General features: G+C 42.2%; 16 protein-coding genes. 13 read left to right on the top strand and 3 right to left on the bottom strand.

Features of this window, described 5'->3' with window-relative positions:
• Positions 1-2 precede the first annotated feature (2 nt).
• The 7 genes from aceF (at position 3) to BM378_RS08245 (ending at position 10178) form a co-directional block, all read left to right on the top strand.
• Complete coding sequence (gene aceF / locus BM378_RS08275; RefSeq protein ID WP_036965930.1) at positions 3-1898, top strand: pyruvate dehydrogenase complex dihydrolipoyllysine-residue acetyltransferase; 1896 nt, start codon at positions 3-5, stop codon at positions 1896-1898.
• 189 nt (positions 1899-2087) lie between these two features.
• Positions 2088-3512, top strand: coding sequence for a dihydrolipoyl dehydrogenase (gene lpdA / locus BM378_RS08270; protein ID WP_036965933.1), 1425 nt, complete (start codon positions 2088-2090; stop codon positions 3510-3512).
• A gap of 264 nt (positions 3513-3776) precedes the next feature.
• Positions 3777-4466, top strand: coding sequence for a tRNA-uridine aminocarboxypropyltransferase (locus BM378_RS08265; RefSeq protein WP_074988947.1), 690 nt, complete (start codon positions 3777-3779; stop codon positions 4464-4466).
• A 956-nt stretch (positions 4467-5422) separates the two neighbouring features.
• A complete protein-coding gene (locus BM378_RS08260; protein WP_036965938.1) occupies positions 5423-6427 on the top strand; it encodes a Fe(3+) ABC transporter substrate-binding protein in 1005 nt (334 codons plus the stop codon).
• 112 nt (positions 6428-6539) lie between these two features.
• Complete coding sequence (locus BM378_RS08255; RefSeq protein WP_074988946.1) at positions 6540-8174, top strand: ABC transporter permease; 1635 nt, start codon at positions 6540-6542, stop codon at positions 8172-8174.
• Entirely contained in the window at positions 8171-9214 is a 1044-nt protein-coding gene (locus BM378_RS08250) for an ABC transporter ATP-binding protein (protein WP_065979650.1), read from the top strand. Before BM378_RS08255 ends, BM378_RS08250 begins: the two co-directional genes overlap by 4 nt.
• 64 nt (positions 9215-9278) lie before the next feature.
• Positions 9279-10178: a Dyp-type peroxidase gene (locus BM378_RS08245; protein WP_065979651.1), complete on the top strand. Its 900-nt coding sequence runs from the start codon at positions 9279-9281 to the stop codon at positions 10176-10178.
• A 2-nt stretch (positions 10179-10180) separates the two neighbouring features.
• On the opposite strand, the gene argR is transcribed toward BM378_RS08245, so the two are convergent.
• On the bottom strand, positions 10181-10648 hold the full coding sequence (argR, locus tag BM378_RS08240; protein WP_036965948.1) for a transcriptional regulator ArgR: 468 nt from the start codon (positions 10646-10648) through the stop codon (positions 10181-10183).
• A 226-nt stretch (positions 10649-10874) separates the two neighbouring features.
• Between argR and mdh the strand changes: the two genes are divergently transcribed.
• Complete coding sequence (gene mdh, locus BM378_RS08235; protein WP_036965950.1) at positions 10875-11810, top strand: malate dehydrogenase; 936 nt, start codon at positions 10875-10877, stop codon at positions 11808-11810.
• A 98-nt stretch (positions 11811-11908) separates the two neighbouring features.
• Here the strand turns inward: mdh and ispB are convergent, their stop codons facing one another.
• The gene (gene ispB, locus BM378_RS08230) at positions 11909-12880 is read right to left on the bottom strand and encodes an octaprenyl diphosphate synthase (RefSeq protein ID WP_036965954.1); all 972 of its coding nucleotides are present in this window, start codon (positions 12878-12880) and stop codon (positions 11909-11911) included.
• A gap of 410 nt (positions 12881-13290) precedes the next feature.
• Between ispB and rplU the strand changes: the two genes are divergently transcribed.
• From rplU to BM378_RS08205, 5 genes are all read left to right on the top strand, one after another.
• Positions 13291-13602 carry a 50S ribosomal protein L21 gene (gene rplU, locus BM378_RS08225; RefSeq protein ID WP_036965957.1) on the top strand — a complete coding sequence of 104 codons (312 nt, stop codon included), beginning with the start codon at positions 13291-13293 and terminating at the stop codon, positions 13600-13602.
• Between the two features lie 16 nt (positions 13603-13618).
• Positions 13619-13876, top strand: a complete 258-nt coding sequence (rpmA, locus tag BM378_RS08220) for a 50S ribosomal protein L27 (protein ID WP_036965960.1) — start codon at positions 13619-13621, stop codon at positions 13874-13876.
• Between the two features lie 157 nt (positions 13877-14033).
• Positions 14034-15188 (top strand): Obg family GTPase CgtA, encoded by a 1155-nt coding sequence (gene cgtA, locus BM378_RS08215; protein ID WP_036965963.1) that lies wholly within the window; start codon positions 14034-14036, stop codon positions 15186-15188.
• An 80-nt stretch (positions 15189-15268) separates the two neighbouring features.
• Entirely contained in the window at positions 15269-15748 is a 480-nt protein-coding gene (gene folA / locus BM378_RS08210; protein WP_036969051.1) for a type 3 dihydrofolate reductase, read from the top strand.
• A gap of 79 nt (positions 15749-15827) precedes the next feature.
• Complete coding sequence (locus BM378_RS08205) at positions 15828-16208, top strand: DUF3718 domain-containing protein (RefSeq protein ID WP_036965965.1); 381 nt, start codon at positions 15828-15830, stop codon at positions 16206-16208.
• Positions 16209-16758: 550 nt separating this feature from the next.
• On the opposite strand, the gene BM378_RS08200 is transcribed toward BM378_RS08205, so the two are convergent.
• Positions 16759-18774 carry a methyl-accepting chemotaxis protein gene (locus BM378_RS08200; protein WP_036965967.1) on the bottom strand — a complete coding sequence of 672 codons (2016 nt, stop codon included), beginning with the start codon at positions 18772-18774 and terminating at the stop codon, positions 16759-16761.

Below are 18774 nucleotides of genomic sequence, written 5' to 3'. Positions count from 1 at the left end.
CAATGAGTATTGAAATTAAAGTACCAGATATCGGTGGCGATGACGTTGAAGTAACCGAAATCCTTGTTAGCGTTGGTGATAAGGTTGAGGTTGATCAGTCGTTATTAACGGTTGAAGGCGATAAAGCATCAATGGAAGTTCCTGCTGCACAAGCAGGAACGGTTAAAGAAATTAAAGTAGCCGAAGGTGACACTGTTACGACGGGTTCACTTATTATGATCTTCGAAGGTGAAGAGCAAGCTTCTGCATCTTCTGAAGCAAAAGAAGAATCAAAGCCAGAGCCTGCTAAGCAACCTTCAGGTTCAGCGACGCAAGACGTAACGGTACCAGATATCGGTGACGACGAAGTTGAAGTGACTGACATCATGGTTGCTGTTGGTGATACAGTTGAAGAAGAGCAATCTTTATTAAGCGTTGAAGGTGACAAAGCGTCAATGGAAGTACCTGCACCATTTGCGGGTACCGTTAAAGAGATCAAAATCGCGACAGGCGATAAAGTTAAAACAGGCTCTTTAATCTTTGTTTTCGAAACAGCATCAAGTGACTCTGACGCTCCGACAGCAGAGTCTGCACCTGCTGAAGAAGCGCCCGCTGACACTGCATCAAGCACAAAAGAAGTTAACGTGCCTGATATCGGTGGTGATGAAGTTGAAGTAACCGAAGTTATGGTTGCTGTTGGCGATAGCGTGTCAGAAGATCAATCAATCTTAAACGTTGAAGGTGATAAGGCTTCAATGGAAGTACCAGCACCCTTTGCTGGTACGGTTAAAGAAATCAAAGTTGCTGCAGGCGATAAAGTTTCAACAGGTTCTCTTATCTTTGTATTTGAAGTTGCGGGCAGTGCAAAAGCATCAGCGCCTAAAGCGAAAACAGAGTCGACACCTGCGCCAGCAGCAAAAGCAGAGGCAGCCCCTGCGGCTAAGCCAGCTTCAGCACAAGCTAGCAAAGAAGAGTTTGCCGATAACAACGCGTATGCACATGCATCGCCAGTTGTTCGTCGTTTAGCGCGTGAGTTTGGTATTAACTTAGCAAACGTTAAAGGCACGGGTCGTAAAAATCGTGTTGTTAAAGAAGACGTGCAAAACTACGTTAAAGAACTTGTGAAGCAAGTTGAATCAGGTAATGCAGGCAAAGGCAATACAGGCGGTGGTGAGCTGGGTCTTATTCCATGGCCAAAAGTTGACTTTAGCAAGTTTGGTGAGATTGAAGAGAAGAAATTATCACGTATTCAAAAACTGTCAGGTGCTAACTTACACCGTAACTGGGTGCAAATCCCACACGTTACACAGTTTGATGAAGCTGATATCACCAGTCTTGAAGCATTCCGCAAAGAGCAAAATGCACTGGCTGAGAAGAAAAAACTGGGTGTTAAAATCACGCCACTTGTGTTTGTCATGAAAGCAGCAGCGAAAGCTCTGGCTGAGTTCCCGACATTTAACTCTTCGTTGTCTGAAGACGGTGAAAGTTTAATCTTGAAGAAATACATCAACATTGGTGTTGCAGTCGATACACCTAATGGTTTGGTTGTGCCAGTATTCAAAGATGTTGATAAGAAAGGCATCATTGAGCTTTCTCGCGAGCTAATGGACGTGTCGGCTAAGGCGCGTGATGGCAAACTAACGTCATCTGACATGCAAGGCGGTTGTTTTACAATTTCAAGCCTTGGTGGTATCGGTGGTACCGCATTCACGCCTATCGTAAATGCACCAGAAGTGGCTATTTTAGGTGTCTCTAAATCGGAGATGAAACCTAAATGGAATGGCAAAGAGTTTGAACCTAAGTTAATGGTTCCATTATCAATGTCATACGACCATAGGGTTATTGACGGTGCACTAGCAGCACGCTTTACTGTGACGCTAGCAAGCTATATGAGCGATATTCGCCAATTGGTGATGTAATCGCGTCATAATTTATAAGAATCAAATCCCAGCAAGGTGTTTTTTGCTGGGATTTTTACCATTGGCAATGATACAATCTTTGCCATAGAACAATCTTTGTATAGATATCTGCTCTCACTTTCTGCCTTGCAGAAACATGGCAGTTTAACTTAGGGGCAGTGTTCCCGTTCAAACATTTAAGGTAATAGCATGAGCAACGAATTAAAAACTCAAGTTGTTGTACTAGGCGGTGGTCCTGGTGGTTATTCTGCAGCTTTCCGTGCTGCTGACTTGGGCTTAGAAGTCACATTGGTAGAGTCTCGCAACACATTAGGCGGTGTATGTCTAAACGTGGGTTGTATTCCTTCAAAAGCACTTTTACACGTAGCTAAAGTGATTGATGACGCAGCAGAAATGTCATCTCACGGCGTTACTTTTGGTAAGCCTGAAATTGACCTAGACAAAATCCGTGATTGGAAAGAGTCTGTAATCGGTCAGTTAACTGGCGGCCTAGACGGCATGGCTAAAATGCGTAAAGTGAAAGTGGTTTATGGTTACGGTAAATTCACTGGTAGCAACACCCTGGCTGTTGAAGGTGAAGAAGGTACTACAACAATCACATTCGACAATGCTATTATTGCTGCAGGTTCACAACCAGTAAATCTACCTTTCATCCCTGAAGATGACCGTGTAATTGATTCGACTGGTGCGCTTGAGCTTAAAGACGTTCCTGAGAAACTACTTGTACTAGGTGGTGGTATCATTGGTCTTGAGATGGGTACAGTGTACCGTGCACTGGGTTCTGAAATCGACGTTGTTGAGTTTGCTGATCAATTAGTACCCGCTGCTGATAAAGACGTTATCAAGATTTACCAAAAATACGTTAAGAACAAGTTTAACGTAATGCTATCTACTAAAGTAACTGGCGTTGAAGCAAAAGACGACGGTTTATATGTAACATTTGAAGGTAAAAACGCACCTGCTGAGCCTGTACGTTACGACAAAGTACTTGTTGCTGTTGGCCGTACTCCAAACGGTAAACTACTTGATGCAGATAAAGCGGGCGTTAACGTTGATGAGCGTGGTTTCATTAATGTTGATAAGCAACTTAAAACAAACGTTGATCACATCTTCGCTATCGGTGATATCGTTGGCCAACCAATGCTTGCGCACAAAGCGGTTCATGAAGCACACGTTGCGGCAGAAGTTATCTCTGGTCAGAAGCACTACTTCGATCCTAAGTGTATCCCTTCAATCGCTTACACAGATCCAGAAATTGCATGGGTTGGTGTAACTGAAAAAGAAGCGAAAGAGCAAGGTTTAAGCATCGAAACAGCTGTATTCCCATGGGCTGCGTCTGGTCGTGCAATCGCTTCAGCACGTACTGAAGGTCAAACTAAGCTTATCTTCGATAAAGACTCTGGTCGTGTTATCGGTGGTGCAATGGTGGGTATCAATGCTGGTGAGATGTTAGGCGAAATCGGCTTAGCAGTTGAAATGGGCGCAGACGGTGAAGACCTTGCGTTAACTATTCACGCTCACCCAACGCTAAACGAATCAATCGGTCTAGCTGCTGAAATCTTCGAAGGTTCAATTACTGACCTTCCAAACAAAAAAGCAGTTAAAAAGAAGTAAGTTCTTTTGACTAATCGTTTTAAAAACCCAGCTCCGGCTGGGTTTTTTGTTATTTCTAGGGATTAGGAATTAGAATTTAGAGGTTAGAAATTAGACGTCAGATCACACACATAAAAAAGCTTACTTAAAGTTAATGGTTCATTTTTTCTAACCACTAACCACTAACCACTAACCACTAACCACTAACCACTAACCACTCGCATTGATTTCTATTCCTGCTATTTTTAGCTACAATACGCGCCGTTCAATTTTCTGGTAAACACAGTGGCTACTATCTCAAATAACTCCGTCTTGGTACTTCGTGCTAAACAATTGGGCGAATCTCGCCGAGAATTTAAAGCCCGAGGAGCAAAACTCACACGCTGCGAACGGTGCTTATTAGCAGAACACTACTGCATTTGTGAAGGTGTTCAACAGGCTGAATGTGAAGCCGCTGTATGCCTATTGATGTATCATAACGAGAGTTTTAAACCCTCTAATACAGGGCGCTTAATTGCCGAAATCATTCCCGATAACCACGCATTTAAATGGGATCGAACAAACCCTGATGCCGCGCTTCTAAGTTTATTGGCCGATTCTCAGTATCAGCCGATGGTTATTTTTCCTGCCAGTGATGTTGAGGACGAAAACCGTGTGATTACCGAGGTGATACCTGAACAAGGCAAGCGTCCGCTTTTTATCTTTTTAGATGGCACTTGGCGTGAAGCTAAAAAGATGATCCGTAAAAGTCCCTACTTAGATCACTTCCCCGTGCTGTCTATCACGCCTGAAAAGTTGTCTGATTATCGTTTACGTGTCGCTCCCCATGAACACCAGCTAGGAACGGCTGAAGTCGCTATTATGGTTTTGGCACTTGCCGGTGAAGAAGAAGCAACCAACAGGCTAGAAGAGCACTTTATTAACTTTAGAGATGCCTATTTGCTTGGTAAAAGAAACAAAGGTCGCCCAGAGTAATTCTTGTATCAATTTGATTTATTGAGCGCTCTATTTTGAGGCAATAAAAGTCAGAGGTAAAAAAGCGCGTTGGTAACAAGGTATCAGTTTTGTGATTAGGTTTTATTAAATGAGAAACTTTTTACGTTGTTTACGTCAGCTTTTAATCCTTTAAAATGATTGAGTATTATTGCGGGTAGGTAGTATGCAAAAGAAAAGCGCGAACTATCTCTAGTCGCGCTTGCGGAATCTTCTTAATTTTCTGCATCCTGCAATTGAATCTAATCAACTCCATAAACTTTGCAAATCCATGCCATTACACTGTACTTAGTTGTTCTGTGTAATAAAGACTCTCCGGGTCTATATCCTGTCCATTCCTTTACATCCGTGCTGGTAAATACTTTACCTTTCCATTACGCATCATCGTGATGCTATCCCTTTATTAGCAATTCCCTTGCGTTGTCCTTACGACCTGTCCTTTATTCCATTTTTTGAACTCCTGTATAACAACACCCTGTTGTTATTCCATTTCACATCATCCTGATGCTGTCCATAAGCTGTCATTCCCTTGCGTTACTCTTCCTGAGCCTGTCCTAATATCCTTACTATCCTAATGAACCTTATCCGAGGTTTGATATGAGTAATGCTTCCCTATCCATCTACTCATAAAGCTTCATGCTTAGCTGATAAGTTAATTATAGAGAAATTGCCAAGCGCGAGTAGGTCAAAATCGTGCTTAAAATAGCGGTCATTTTATTGTCATTTTAATTAAATTGTTTATTTTCAGTTTGTTATGGGTTTTTATGTGGTTTTTGCTGTCTGCTTTTACTCAATAGCTGCCATGTAGGTAAGATATCTCTCACAAGTAACTTCCTAAATGGCAGCTAACATGATTGTTTTATGACTATTAACAGGTGCACTTTGCCTTAAGTGTAGGTAAAATATTTTGAGAATTGTTTTTATTTAGGTGTTAAATAATGAAAAAAACAGCGTTAGTCTTATTCACGGCTTTACTAAGCACACCTGCACTTTCAGCGGATGTCGTTAATATATATTCATTCCGACAACCTTTTTTAATTCAACCAATTTTAGATGATTTCACTCAGCAAACGGGCATAAAAACCAATGTTGTTTTTGCTAAAAAGGGCCTGATTGAACGCGTAAAGCGCGAAGGTAAGCATAGCAAGGCTGATCTCGTTTTGACGTCAAATTTTAGTGCGCTTGTACAGTTAGAAGAGCTTGGTTTAACGCAATCAATTAACAGTGATATTGTTAATGCAAATGTCCCCAGTACTTTTCGTGATGAACAAGGGCAGTGGATTGCACTTACTAAACGAGTGCGCAATGTCTACTCAGCAAAAGAGCGAGTTGGCGCGTTACCCACACTGAGTTATGAAGACTTAGCCGATCCAAAATACAAAGGGAAATTATGTACGCGCCCTGGTAAGCACCCTTATAACTTAGGCCTAGTAGCGTCTATGGTGGCGCATCACGGTGAAGTAAAAACAAAAGAATGGCTTGAAGGCGTAAAATCAAATTTAGCTCGTAAACCACAAGGTAACGACCGTGCACAAGTTAAAGCGGTAAAAGAAGGGCTGTGTGATATTGCCTTAGGTAATAGTTATTACTTTGGTAAAATGTTGCAGGATGAGCAGCAAAAGTCATGGGCTGAAGCGGTGCATATTAACTTCCCTAATCAAACAAACCGAGGCTCACATATTAATGTATCGGGGGTGGTGATGACGAAATATGCCAAAAACCCTGAAAATGCCTTGAAACTGATTGAGTATATGACCGACAATAAAGCGCAAAATATGTATGCCTCAGTCAATATGGAGTACCCAGTAAAACAAGGGGTTGCTTTATCTGATATGGTGGCATCATGGGGCAAATTTAAAGAAGATACTTTGTCGCTTGATGAAATTAGCAAATATCGCCCTGTGGCACTTAAGCTAATTGATGAAGTGAAGTTTGATTTATAACGCACAAAGCGTTATTCCAGCTTAAAAATTTGAAAAAGCTGTTTAAGCGGCATTGCTTAAACAGCTTTTGTTTTATATCGCCCTGTTATTAATGAAGGAATAACAGCCTCGTATGCATGTGAAGTTTTCGTTGTCTCGCTGGCAGTTAATAGCTTGGTTTATCGGGTTATTGCTTGTAACACCTCTTGGCTTTTTATTAGTGGAGTCTCTGCAAGGAGGCTCTGATGTGTTTCAGCACTTGTTTGATACTGTGTTGTGGGATTACACCCGCAATACTCTATTCTTGATTGCTGGAGTCGGGCTTTTAAGTTGCCTCATCGCGCTGCCATTAGCGTGGTTGACTGCGTATTGTGAGTTTCCGGGGCGAAAGCAATTTGAGTGGGCGCTCATGCTGCCACTTGCCATGCCGACCTACTTAATTGCTTATGTTTACACGGACTTACTCGATTATGCAGGTCCCGTACAAATTGCGCTACGTGATTGGTTTGGTTGGCAATCGCCGGATGACTATTGGTTTTTCGATATTCGTACCTTAACAGGAGCAATAGTGATGATTGCCCTTGTGTTGTATCCCTACTTGTATTTAATTTTCAAAACAGCACTGAGAGAGCAATCATTTAAACTTGTGCAAGCCAGCCAGTTAATGGGGCTGTCACCTTTGCAAAGCTTCTTACGTGTAAGCTTGCCACTTGGCCGCGGCGCTATTGTGGCGGGTATTACCTTAATTAGCATGGAGGCGATGGCTGACTTTGCAACAGTGAACTATTTTGCTGTGAGTACATTGACGACCGCCGTTTACGATACCTGGTTGGGGTATTACTCTCTCACTGCGGCTGCAAAAATTTCTGGTATTATGCTGCTCATTTTATTCTTAACCCTGATGCTTGAGCGCTACAGCCGAAGAAACCAAGCCGTGTATGAGCGCCAATCAAGTGTTAATAGTGCGACGTTATACAGCTTAAAAGGCAGCGCAGCCTGGGGGGCAACAATAGCCTGTAGCCTTACTTTGGTGCTGGCGTTTTTATTACCCGTGGCAGTGCTTGTGAAGTACGCTATTGTGTATGCGGAAGATGCGTGGAATGGTGCATTTTTTAATTATGCATGGCAAAGCCTCAAGGTTGCTGTCGTCGTGAGTCTGGCGACTATTATACTGAGCTTATGTGTGCTGTTTTATCAACGCATAAGTAAAGACCGTTACCCCCTTATTCCTGGACGTCTAGCGAGTACAGGGTACGCACTACCAGGCACGGTGCTTGCTATCGCCGTTTTACTGCCTTTAACGCAGCTTGATGACTTACTGAATGCATGGTTAGAGCCGCACGGTTTTTCGTTAGGCCTAGTATTAAGTGGTACTCTATTTGCGATGGTTTTTGCTTATATAGTGCGTTTCTATGCAATTGCGCATGGGGCGCTTGAAAGTAGTTTCTTACGTATCAGCCCCTCACTCGATATGGCGAGTCAATCAATGGGCAAAGGGCCTTTTACAACCCTGTATAAAGTTCATTTACCCTTGCTAAAACGCGGTATATTAACCGCAGGATTATTAGTATTTATTGAATGTATGAAAGAGCTACCCGCCGCATTGCTCTTGCGTCCATTTAACTTTGAAACTTTGGCCACGCATGTTTTTCAGTATGTCAGTGATGAACAATTAGAGTTAGCGTCTATTTCGGCCTTGTTTATTGTTTTAGTAGGACTAATTCCTTTGTATTTCGTTAATCGTTCGATGGAGCACAATCACTCATGAGTCATTTGATAATTAAAGACTTAGCCTACCAATATAATGGCACTAAGGTATTGAGTGAGCTTACTCTAAATGTGAAGCAAGACGAAATAGTCTGTTTATTAGGCGCCAGTGGGTGTGGTAAAACCACCACGTTAAAAGCAATTGCAGGTATTTTACAGCCATCGCAAGGATACATGAGTATCGACTCACAGGTGGTCAATGACAATCATCACTTTATTGCGCCAGAAAAACGAAATATCGGCATGATGTTTCAAGATTACGCTTTGTTTCCGCATCTAACAGTAAGCGATAACATTGCCTTTGGTTTGAGCAATATGAGTAAAGCACAAAAACGTGAGCGCGTGAGTGAAATGCTCAGGTTGGTTAAACTAGATGGCTGTGCAAAACGATATCCACATCAACTCTCCGGTGGGCAGCAACAACGTGTCGCAATAGCGAGAGCTTTGGCATATAAACCCAGTTTATTACTACTTGATGAGCCATTTTCGAACATTGATACCCAAGTGCGTTTTGAACTAATTGCTGATATTCGCCGGATTATAAAAGACCAACAAGTTTCCGCTGTTTTTGTGACGCACTCAAAAGAAGAAGCGTTTGCCTTTGCTGATACGCTTGCGGTGATGCACGGTGGAAAAATAGCGCAACAAGGCACTCCCGAGCAGTTATTTAGCCAACCTAACTCAAAGGAGGTTGCAGAGTTTCTTGGTACGGGCATATACTTAACGGCAAAAGTCTTAACGCCAACTGAATATGAAACGACGTATGGTGTCATACATTCGCTAACCGAAAGCAAGCATCAAGGTCAACACGGTGTGGTGTATGTACGACCTCATCATATTAAGTTATGTGAGGCAGAGCACGGCGATGTAAGTAGTCAAGCCATACTCAACAGACGTTTTATCGGTACGCGTTATGTGTATAAGGTACGTATTGCTGGGCAGGAGCTAGAAGTTGCTGCCGAAAATGATCGTGTACTAGCGGTCGAGCAACCAGTAAAAATAAAAATAATGCCACATACGGTCAATTTTTTCGAAGATTAAACAGAACGTTATAATCCTGAATTCCTTGTCTGTATGTTTGATAACGAGTAGCTAAGGATTCATTATGGCGCAAGCGCAATCTGGGATTTGTGCTGAAGCAAACTTACACGGTTTGCACCTGTTTTTTAATGTTTATGATGGTCACGATGAGTCATTACGCAAAAAACTTAAACGCGTAAGCGTCATTCAAGACGAGTTTGCAGACCAATTCTCTGAAGCCATGTTGTCATGTGTGGTTGCGCTTGGTGCGCAGTACTGGCCGCATATACTGCCAGAGTTTATTCCAAGCCAATTACAAAGCTTTCCAAATGTGACGCACAGTGAGCACGTCATGAGTGCGCAGCCATTCGATTTGTTTGTGCAAATTCGCTCTGATCGTGAAGATGTAAATCACCTTTTTGCTCTACAAATCATTAAATTATTTACACCTGATGTTGAGTTGGTGGAACAAGTTCGTAACTTTCGCTTTTTAGATGGCCGTGATTTTAATGGCTTTATTTATGCGGGAGACACTCCGCATGGGCGACAAAAGCGAAGCACCGCACTGATTGATAAGCCGGGTCATTTTGAAGATCAGGGAAGTTATATTCATGTGCAGCGTTTTGTGCATGACCTAAGCGTGTGGCAACATTTGTCGTTATCTGAGCAAGAGCAAATCATGGGGCGTACACGTCTTGATAACACGTTAATAATGCCAGCTGTTGAAACGAGTCATGCAGTACGAAATGAATTAAAAGATGAAAAGGGTCAGCCTCTCATACTCAATCAAAGCATGCCGTTTGGTGACGTTCATAAACAGGGCATTTTAATGGTGTCGTGTGCAGCGCAAGGTGATGCGTTTGAACAGGTACTCAAAAGCCGATTAGGGCAGGGCGAATGTTATGACCATTGGCTCGATTTTACACAAGCCGACATGGGGTCTGCATTTTTCGCCCCGTCAGTAAACTTTTTGAAGCAGCTTTAACGTTAAACTGTATCGAATAATGTTCTAACGCGGTCTAGCGTGACATCGATTTCAGAAATTTTTGCAGGGGCGATAAAAATAGTGTCGTCGCCTGCAATTGTACCCAGTACACCGTCTGCCTTACCTAATGAATCCAGTAATCGGGCAATCAACTGTGCAGCCCCTGGGCTGGTACGAATAATAATCATCATTTCGTTGTGCATGATGTCGATAACAAGCTGACGAAGAGGGCTCTTTGCGGTTGGCACACCCATTTCGGCAGGTAAACAATACACCATCTCTTGTTTTGCATTGCGTGTGCGTACAGCACCAAATTTACTCAACATGCGTGAGACTTTACTTTGGCTAATATTATCAAAGCCTTGGTCTTTTAATGCTTCGACAATCTCACCTTGTGAGCCAAAGTTTTCTTCTTTTAATAACGATTTAAACGCTTTGATCAGTGCTTCTTGTTTGTCTTGTGGTTGCATGTTGTCGTTTCTTTTATTCATCAAATATGAAGTAATTCTACACAATTCTGCATAGTTATGCAGTATTTGTTTGCATTTGTCGTCCAAATACCGTCACGTTACAGCTAAGTTTACAACTATGGTCGAAATTATACGCGAAATAAGCAGGATAAATTTGTTTTTAGTCGCTAATTTCATTATCTTTAGGGCCACAAATATTTCCTACCTCAAATTACGGAGAATTCCAATGAAAGTTGCTGTTTTAGGCGCAGCTGGCGGTATCGGCCAAGCATTGTCTTTATTATTAAAAACAAGTTTACCTGCAGGTTCTGAATTATCGTTATACGATGTTGCCCCTGTTGTTCCTGGTGTAGCGGTTGATCTTTCTCACATCCCAACTGACGTTAAAGTTGAAGGCTTTGGTGCAGACAGCTTGGACGCTGCATTAGTAGGTTGTGATATCGTTCTTATTCCAGCGGGTATGCCACGTAAGCCGGGCATGGACCGTGCGGACCTTTTCAACGTAAACGCAGGTATCATCAAAACATTAGCTGAAGGCATCGTTAAAAACTGCCCTAAAGCGTTAGTAGGTATCATCACTAACCCAGTAAATGGCACTGTGCCAATCGTTGCTGAGGTATTCAAAAAAGCGGGTACTTACGATGCTAACCGTGTATTCGGTATTACGACTCTTGACGTGATCCGTTCTGAAGCGTTTGTAGCTGAGCTTAAAGGCTTAAGCGCAACTGACGTTAAAGTCCCTGTTATTGGTGGTCACTCTGGTACAACAATTCTGCCACTTCTTTCACAAGTTGAAGGCGTTACTTTCACTGATGAAGAAGTTGCAGCACTTACTCCACGTATCCAAAATGCAGGTACTGAAGTTGTTAACGCTAAAGCTGGTGGCGGTTCAGCAACACTTTCAATGGGTGCCGCAGCGGCTCGTTTTTGTATGTCTTTAGTGAAAGGCTTACAAGGTGAAGACGTGGTAGATTACGCATACGTTGCTGTTGAAAATGGTGATGCTGCTTACTTCGCACACCCAGTACGTTTAGGTAAGAACGGTGTTGAAGAAATTCTTTCTTACGGTGAGTTAAGTGCATTCGAAGAGCAAGCTAAGAACGACATGCTAGCGACACTTAACAAAGACATCCAAGAAGGTGTTGATTTCATCAACGGTTAATCTCGATTGATGCTAAGCGCTTCACATGCATGTTGAAGCGCTTAAAACAAAAAAGCCTGCAATTGCAGGCTTTTTTAATGGCTCGAATAAAGTTTCGCTTAGTGATCGCGGGCGACCGCAATCCGCGCTAAGCTTTCTAACGCTTGTTTGTATGGCGTGTCGGGTAAAAAAGCAATGCATGCAATGGCTTTATCAGCTTCTTGCTCTGCTTTTTGCATTGTAAACTCAAGGGCTTTGGTATCAGCGAGCGTCGCTAGAATGCTGTCTAAGTGATCCATACCATTGCCTAGCTCAATGGCTTCACGAACTAGTTTTACTTGCGCTGGTGTGCCTTTTTGTATCGCGTAAATAAGCGGTAAAGTAGGTTTACCTTCAGCTAAGTCATCACCAATATTTTTGCCAAGTTGCTGTGCATCAGCATTGTAATCAAGTACATCATCTACTAGTTGAAAAGCAGTCCCTAAATGCATGCCGTATAGGTTTAATGCGTCGAGGACTTTTTCGTCTTGCTCGGTAATGATAGCGGCAAGACCCGTTGCGGCTTCGAAAAGCTTGGCGGTTTTGCTGTAAATAACCTGCATATAGCTTTGTTCGGTGGTGTTAGGGTCATTACAGTTCATAAGCTGCAACACTTCACCTTCAGCAATGACATTGGTCGCATCAGCTAAAATTTGCATGATCGGCATTTTGCCAAGCCCAACCATAAGCTGGAATGAGCGAGTGTAAATAAAATCACCCACGAGCACACTGGCTGCATTGCCAAACTCTGCGTTTGCGGTAGGTGTACCTCGACGCAAATTAGACTCATCAACCACGTCATCATGCAGCAAAGTTGCTGTGTGAATAAACTCAATGATGGTTGCTAGGGTAATGTGATCTTTACCCTCATAGCCTAAAGCTTTAGCTGCTAAAATAGCCAACATGGGGCGAACACGCTTGCCACCACTGTTAACTATGTATAAACCAAGTTGATTAACCAACGCGACATCTGAGCGCATTTGGGCATGTATAAGTTGATTGACGTCATCCATTTCATTTTCGATTAACGCCTGGATAGCTTTTATATCCATTGATCTCCGAGCCAATTTTTATGGGTATACGAGGCTGATTGTACATCAAAAATTGCGCTTGCTCGATATTTTGTGATGATTCAATAAAAAAACACGTTAAAGTTTCTGTTTTCGGCTCAATTATAGCGACTTAATTTTATCTACTTGTTTAATAAGTGAACATTCTAGACTGATTTATTAGCTATATTTGCCTCGGTCATTTAATTGTCACAAGATCGCAAAAACCGCTTGGCAAGCGGTGTTTTTAGGATAAAATAAGGGAAAATATTGAATTGCCCTTAATGCAGCTATTTTTTATTCATTTTATCTAAAAAGAGGCTTGCTAGTTTTTGCGCATTAGCGTAAACTTCGCGCCCTATTGAAGAATATTTTAGTTGCGTCGATTTGAGGGCGCACAGACGGAGTTAATTATGTACGCGGTTTTCCAAAGTGGTGGTAAACAGCACCGTGTGACTGAAGGTCAAACAATTCGTCTTGAGAAATTAGACGTTGAAACTGGTGCAGCAGTTGAATTTGATTCAGTACTTTTAGTTGCTGATGGTGAGAAAATCGAGATCGGTGTACCGTTCGTAAACGGTGGTAAAGTGACAGCTGAGGTTGTTTCACACGGTCGCGGTGAGAAAGTGAAGATTGTTAAATTTAGACGTCGTAAGCATTCTCGTAAGCAAATGGGCCATCGTCAATGGTTCACTGAAGTTAAAATCACTGGCATTAGCGCTTAATTAGAGGTACTTAGAAATGGCACATAAAAAAGCAGCTGGTAGTACTCGTAACGGTCGCGATTCAGAAAGCAAACGCCTAGGTGTTAAGCGTTTTGGTGGCGAATCAGTTCTAGCGGGTAGCATCATTGTTCGTCAACGTGGTACTAAGTTCCACGCTGGTGCAAACGTAGGTATCGGTAAAGACCACACTATCTTCGCAAAAGCAGATGGTAAAGTTCAATTCGAACAGAAAGGTCCTTTAAACCGTAAATACGTAAATATCGTAGCTGAGTAATCATCTCGATATTTGAAAAACCCCGCCTTTGCGGGGTTTTTTGTTTTAAGGCACTCGATTATATAGCTAAGCATCTTCGGCACTGTACGAAGATGCTTAGCTATATAATTAGGTGTATAATACAGTTATTAACAAGCCAATCTTAAAGTGAGTAATCATGAAGTTTGTAGATGAAGTGGAAATTCGTTGTGACGCGGGTGATGGCGGCAGCGGTGTCGTATCTTTCCGACGTGAAAAATATGTGCCGGATGGCGGTCCTGATGGCGGCGATGGCGGCGATGGTGGCAGTGTCTATCTACAGGCCGATGAAAACTTAAATACCTTAATTGATTATCAGTTTGAGCGTTTTCATAAAGCAGAGCGTGGCACCAATGGTCACGGTCGCAATATGACCGGTAAGAAGGGCAATGATTTAGTCCTTAAAGTACCTGTTGGAACCCGTATTACAGATGTTGATACTGAAGAGTCATTAGGTGATTTAACGATGCATGGCCAGAAACTGGTTGTTGCAAAAGGAGGCTTCCATGGCTTGGGGAATGCACGCTTTAAATCAAGTACGAACCGTGCTCCGCGCCAAAAAACATTAGGTACGCCTGGCGAAGTAAGAAATTTACGTTTAGAACTGATGTTGCTTGCTGATGTTGGCTTACTGGGGTTACCTAATGCGGGCAAATCAACATTTATTCGCAGTGTATCTGCGGCTAAACCTAAAGTTGCTGACTATCCATTTACAACGCTTATTCCTAATTTAGGGGTTGTGCGTCCTGATGCTAATAAGTCATTTGTCATAGCCGATATTCCAGGATTAATCGAAGGTGCCTCTGATGGAGCGGGTCTTGGTATTCGCTTCTTAAAACACTTAGAGCGTTGTCGTGTGCTGTTACATATCATCGATATTATGCCTGTCGATGGCACTAACCCAGTGGACAATGCGTTTGCGATTGTTAATGAGCTTCATCAGTACAGCCCTAAACTTGCTGATAAGCCGCGTTGGTTAGTGTTTAATAAAATAGATTTGCTGCCAGAAGACGAAGCTGAAGCACTTTGCCAACAAATAGCTGAAGAGCTGGGTGAAGAAACCAATGTTTACCGAATTTCTGCCGCAAACAAGCAAAATACCCAAGCACTTTGCCACGATATCATGGCGTTGCTTGATAGTATGCCGAAAGAAAAATTCGCTGAAGAAGAGAAAGAAGAAGTTGAATTTAAATGGGATACATACCATCAAAAAGCAACGTCGAAAGATGACGACGACGATTGGGATGATTGGGACGATGATGACTACGATGTTGAAGTTATCTACCAACGTTAAAGTTTAAAACGGAAAAGGAGCCTCGTGCTCCTTTTTTATTAATAAGAAAAAAGTATTAAAGGTGTAGTGTGAAAATTTCAATGATTGCTGCAATGGCAAATAATCGTATTATTGGTCAAGACAATCAAATGCCTTGGCATTTGCCTGCCGACTTACAGCACTTTAAACAGGTTACTATGGCTAAACCTGTGATTATGGGACGTAAAACCTTTGAGTCTATAGGTCGACCATTACCAGGGCGTCAAAACATAATTATTAGCCGTAATGCTGATTATAAAGCGGAAGGGATTGAGGTTGTAACGTCGCCAGATGCGGCGCTAGCCCTAGTAAAAGAGGCAGATGAAGTGATGATCATCGGTGGAGGAAATATTTATCAGCAGTTTCTTCCTCACGCAGAGCGACTTTATTTAACCTTCATTGATCTTGATGTAGAGGGAGATACGCAGTTCCCAGATTACGAAAGTGTTGCTAACTGGACAGTTGTCGAGCAGGAAGAGAAACTGCCAGATAACAACAATCCACACCCGTATACTTTTGTTACTTTGTATAAAAAACCTTAACAATATTGCGATAAAATGGTTTGATTGGTACAATAATAGTCAAGCTTGGTAAGCTAAAAGTATTACATAAGGGCAAAATATGATGAAGTTACCAAATATGTTATTAGCCGCAGCAGTTGTTACGGCTTCAGTTGCGTACACAGCACCTGTTAAAGCCGACGATCAACAGTTGGCGCTTTCACTTTGTGAGTACATTGCTGCAGATGATAAGAATCGTTTACGTGATAAACTAAAAAGTTCACGCGTAAAGATCCGTAATATCATCGACGCTTTTAAGTGCAATGACAACAACATGCTTCGTCATGCAATTGTGAGTGGTGCAAACGATACGGGTGAGTATATTGTTAAGCGTTTACCATCTTCTTCATTTGAAGACGGTGCAGACATCGCATGGGCTGAAGCCAATGGCTTTGGTGGCTCGCCAGTTGTTGCTGCTATTAAAGAGCGCGCAGGTCTTTAATAGTAAAGCCAAACAGATTTATAAAAACCGCACTCGTTGCGGTTTTTTTATGTCTGTGAATAATACCAATTCAAAATCATACTAATACCTATCTGCAATAATTCTTACTTATTTTGAGTGATTAAACCAGTCGCTAGCTGCGTTAAAAATGTCTGATTTACGACTGCATGGATGCCGGAGGGAGAGTAATACCATTTTGCAAAAATACTTAATCATTTTGAGTGATTAAACCAGTCGCTACCTGCGTTAAAAATTTCTGATTTAGAACAACTAAATAACTAAATTTTTGCCTTGTTATCAACGCGGTTTTATTGCCTCAAAATAGACCACTTAATTAAGCGTAATGGTATAATGCAGGAGCAATTGCCGAGCACAACTCAATAACGAAATTTTTGTCTTGTTATCAACACGGTTTTATTGCCTCAAAATAGACCTCTTAATTAAGCGCAGTGGTATGAATGGGGATCATTGAATGAGCTGAAGGGGGAATAAAAAAACCGTGTTTGCGATGCTAAACACGGTTTTTGTATTTAGGTATAGCGAAGGCTATTTAAACTTTAAAGGCATCCACCGACAGTCGTAACTCTTCAGCTAATTTGGCGACTTCTGAGCTTGAAATGTTCGTCTGGTTAGCCCCTTCAGCTGTTTGTTCAGCAATAGCAACGATTGACTCTAAGCGCTCGCTGATCTCTTGCGAGACTTGTTGTTGTTCGTGCGCAGCTGTCGATATTTCTTCACTTACGTTATGTGCTTGGGCAACGGCTGCGGTGATTGAGTCAAGTGCAGTGTTGGCTTGGTCTGATTGCTCAACACATGATTCAGCTTGTTGCTTACCTTTAGACATTGCGGCAACAGCGGCTTCAGCACCAATTTGCAGTGATTCAATCATTGCTTGGATTTCCTGCGTAGACTCTTGAGTTTTGCTCGCAAGAGAGCGTACTTCGTCTGCTACAACAGCAAAGCCACGGCCTTGTTCACCTGCGCGTGCTGCCTCAATAGCGGCATTAAGTGCAAGAAGGTTTGTTTGCTCTGCAATGCCACGTATCACATCTAAGATACCGCCAATTGATGCACTGTCTTTATGCAGCTTATTAATGACTTGAGACGCGTCATCGACTTCACGAGCAAGCTGTTCAATCGTCGCTTTGTTTTGCGATGAGATACCTTTAACACGCTCGGCTTCTTTATCTGCGTTTTTAATTTCACTCAGCGCTTGTTGAGCACTGCTGCTAACCGCTTGAGAGGTACTGCTCATTTCTGTCGTCGCCGTTGCTGCTTGTTCTACTTGTGCTTGCTGGTTACGAATGGCTTGGCTTGACTCTTCGGTAATCGCCGATGTTTCCTCAGACGCAGCGGCAAGTTGCGTAGAACGAGAAATAATACCTTGGATTAGCGTACGTAAGCTTTCTATTAATGTATTACAGCTACGTGAAAGCTCACCAAATTCATCTTTTGCAGTGTCATCTAAACGTTGCGTCATATCACCACTGGCAACGATATCTAGAATACGGTTTACTTCAGAAAGTGGCTTAGTGATACGGTTTACAGTCATGGCTGCAACAACGATTGCAATGAGCGTTGCAATAATCATAGCGACCCAAGTCCAAAGTGTCGCTGTCGTCACGTTACCACTGACGTCTTGCTGTAAATCAAAGGCAAGCACTGTGGCATGATCAACGAGTTCACGCAGTTGTGTTAATGCTTCTGTTGTCGAGTTTTCGGCATTAGCAAGCTCCGCTTCAGTTTGAGCAATGGCATCAATTAAACGTTTTTTGTTGGCCGACAAGCTATTTGAACCTTTTACATTGTTGGCAAGTGTTTCAAAGTAGCCGTTTAAATCATTGTATAGGCTTGCATTCGACTCAATAACAGCGGGGCGAATTAAGCTTAAGCTGCGCTCAATTTCTTCAAGGTAATATATTTGCTCTTTTTTAATGATTTCTAGCGTATTCAGTGTTTTCACTGTGAGCATATCAGTGCTGTTAGTCACTAATGATTGAAAATGATTTTCTAAGTTATTTGCCGCTTGATAAGCACGTGAGTGATTCTCTTCTAAGCCATCAATATCAATAATATCGAGTACCACAGAGTTTGCATCTTCAGCGCTAAGCTCAATACTTTCAAGTTGAGTACTGAGAGTTTTGTTAAGTTCAAGCTGCGTTTTTTTATCTTTAAACAGGTTATCAACCGATTTAGCAAAACGTTTATAGGTTTGTTCTACTTGTTGACTACTTTGTTTTAGTTTTGGGTCATCACTAACCACGTTTTGTAAATCTTGATAAGAATTATCATAACGTTTTTTCTGTTCATTAAAGCTGCTACGTGTCGCTGCTAGCTCATCTTGTGATGCTGTGTAAAAGCTCGCTTGTGCGGATTTACTCATTAGGATGAATTCGACCTGTAGCTCATAGCTTTTATCGAGAGCAGGGAGTGACAGCTGATTAACTCGCTGTGTAGATTGATCAATATTGGTAATTCTGATCAATGAGTTACCACCAATAAATAGCAAGAGTAGGGTAATGACAATAAAGCCGCCCCAAATACGCTGTCTAACGGTCAAGTTCAT

Origin of the sequence: Pseudoalteromonas lipolytica (assembly GCF_900116435.1) — a bacterium.
Lineage (GTDB): Bacteria > Pseudomonadota > Gammaproteobacteria > Enterobacterales > Alteromonadaceae > Pseudoalteromonas > Pseudoalteromonas lipolytica.
This window is presented reverse-complemented; position numbering and strand designations above follow the sequence as displayed.

Excerpts from the sequence above, each read along its gene's own strand:
- aceF (WP_036965930.1), top strand. The coding sequence starts at position 3 with ATGAGTATTGAAATTAAAGTACCAGATATCGGTGGCGATGACGTTGAA.
- lpdA (WP_036965933.1), top strand. The coding sequence starts at position 2,088 with ATGAGCAACGAATTAAAAACTCAAGTTGTTGTACTAGGCGGTGGTCCT.
- BM378_RS08260 (WP_036965938.1), top strand. The coding sequence starts at position 5,423 with ATGAAAAAAACAGCGTTAGTCTTATTCACGGCTTTACTAAGCACACCT.
- BM378_RS08255 (WP_074988946.1), top strand. The coding sequence starts at position 6,540 with ATGCATGTGAAGTTTTCGTTGTCTCGCTGGCAGTTAATAGCTTGGTTT.
- BM378_RS08250 (WP_065979650.1), top strand. The coding sequence starts at position 8,171 with ATGAGTCATTTGATAATTAAAGACTTAGCCTACCAATATAATGGCACT.
- BM378_RS08245 (WP_065979651.1), top strand. The coding sequence starts at position 9,279 with ATGGCGCAAGCGCAATCTGGGATTTGTGCTGAAGCAAACTTACACGGT.
- argR (WP_036965948.1), bottom strand. The coding sequence starts at position 10,648 with ATGCAACCACAAGACAAACAAGAAGCACTGATCAAAGCGTTTAAATCG.
- mdh (WP_036965950.1), top strand. The coding sequence starts at position 10,875 with ATGAAAGTTGCTGTTTTAGGCGCAGCTGGCGGTATCGGCCAAGCATTG.
- ispB (WP_036965954.1), bottom strand. The coding sequence starts at position 12,880 with ATGGATATAAAAGCTATCCAGGCGTTAATCGAAAATGAAATGGATGAC.
- rplU (WP_036965957.1), top strand. The coding sequence starts at position 13,291 with ATGTACGCGGTTTTCCAAAGTGGTGGTAAACAGCACCGTGTGACTGAA.
- rpmA (WP_036965960.1), top strand. The coding sequence starts at position 13,619 with ATGGCACATAAAAAAGCAGCTGGTAGTACTCGTAACGGTCGCGATTCA.
- cgtA (WP_036965963.1), top strand. The coding sequence starts at position 14,034 with ATGAAGTTTGTAGATGAAGTGGAAATTCGTTGTGACGCGGGTGATGGC.
- folA (WP_036969051.1), top strand. The coding sequence starts at position 15,269 with ATGATTGCTGCAATGGCAAATAATCGTATTATTGGTCAAGACAATCAA.
- BM378_RS08205 (WP_036965965.1), top strand. The coding sequence starts at position 15,828 with ATGATGAAGTTACCAAATATGTTATTAGCCGCAGCAGTTGTTACGGCT.
- BM378_RS08200 (WP_036965967.1), bottom strand. The coding sequence starts at position 18,774 with ATGAACTTGACCGTTAGACAGCGTATTTGGGGCGGCTTTATTGTCATT.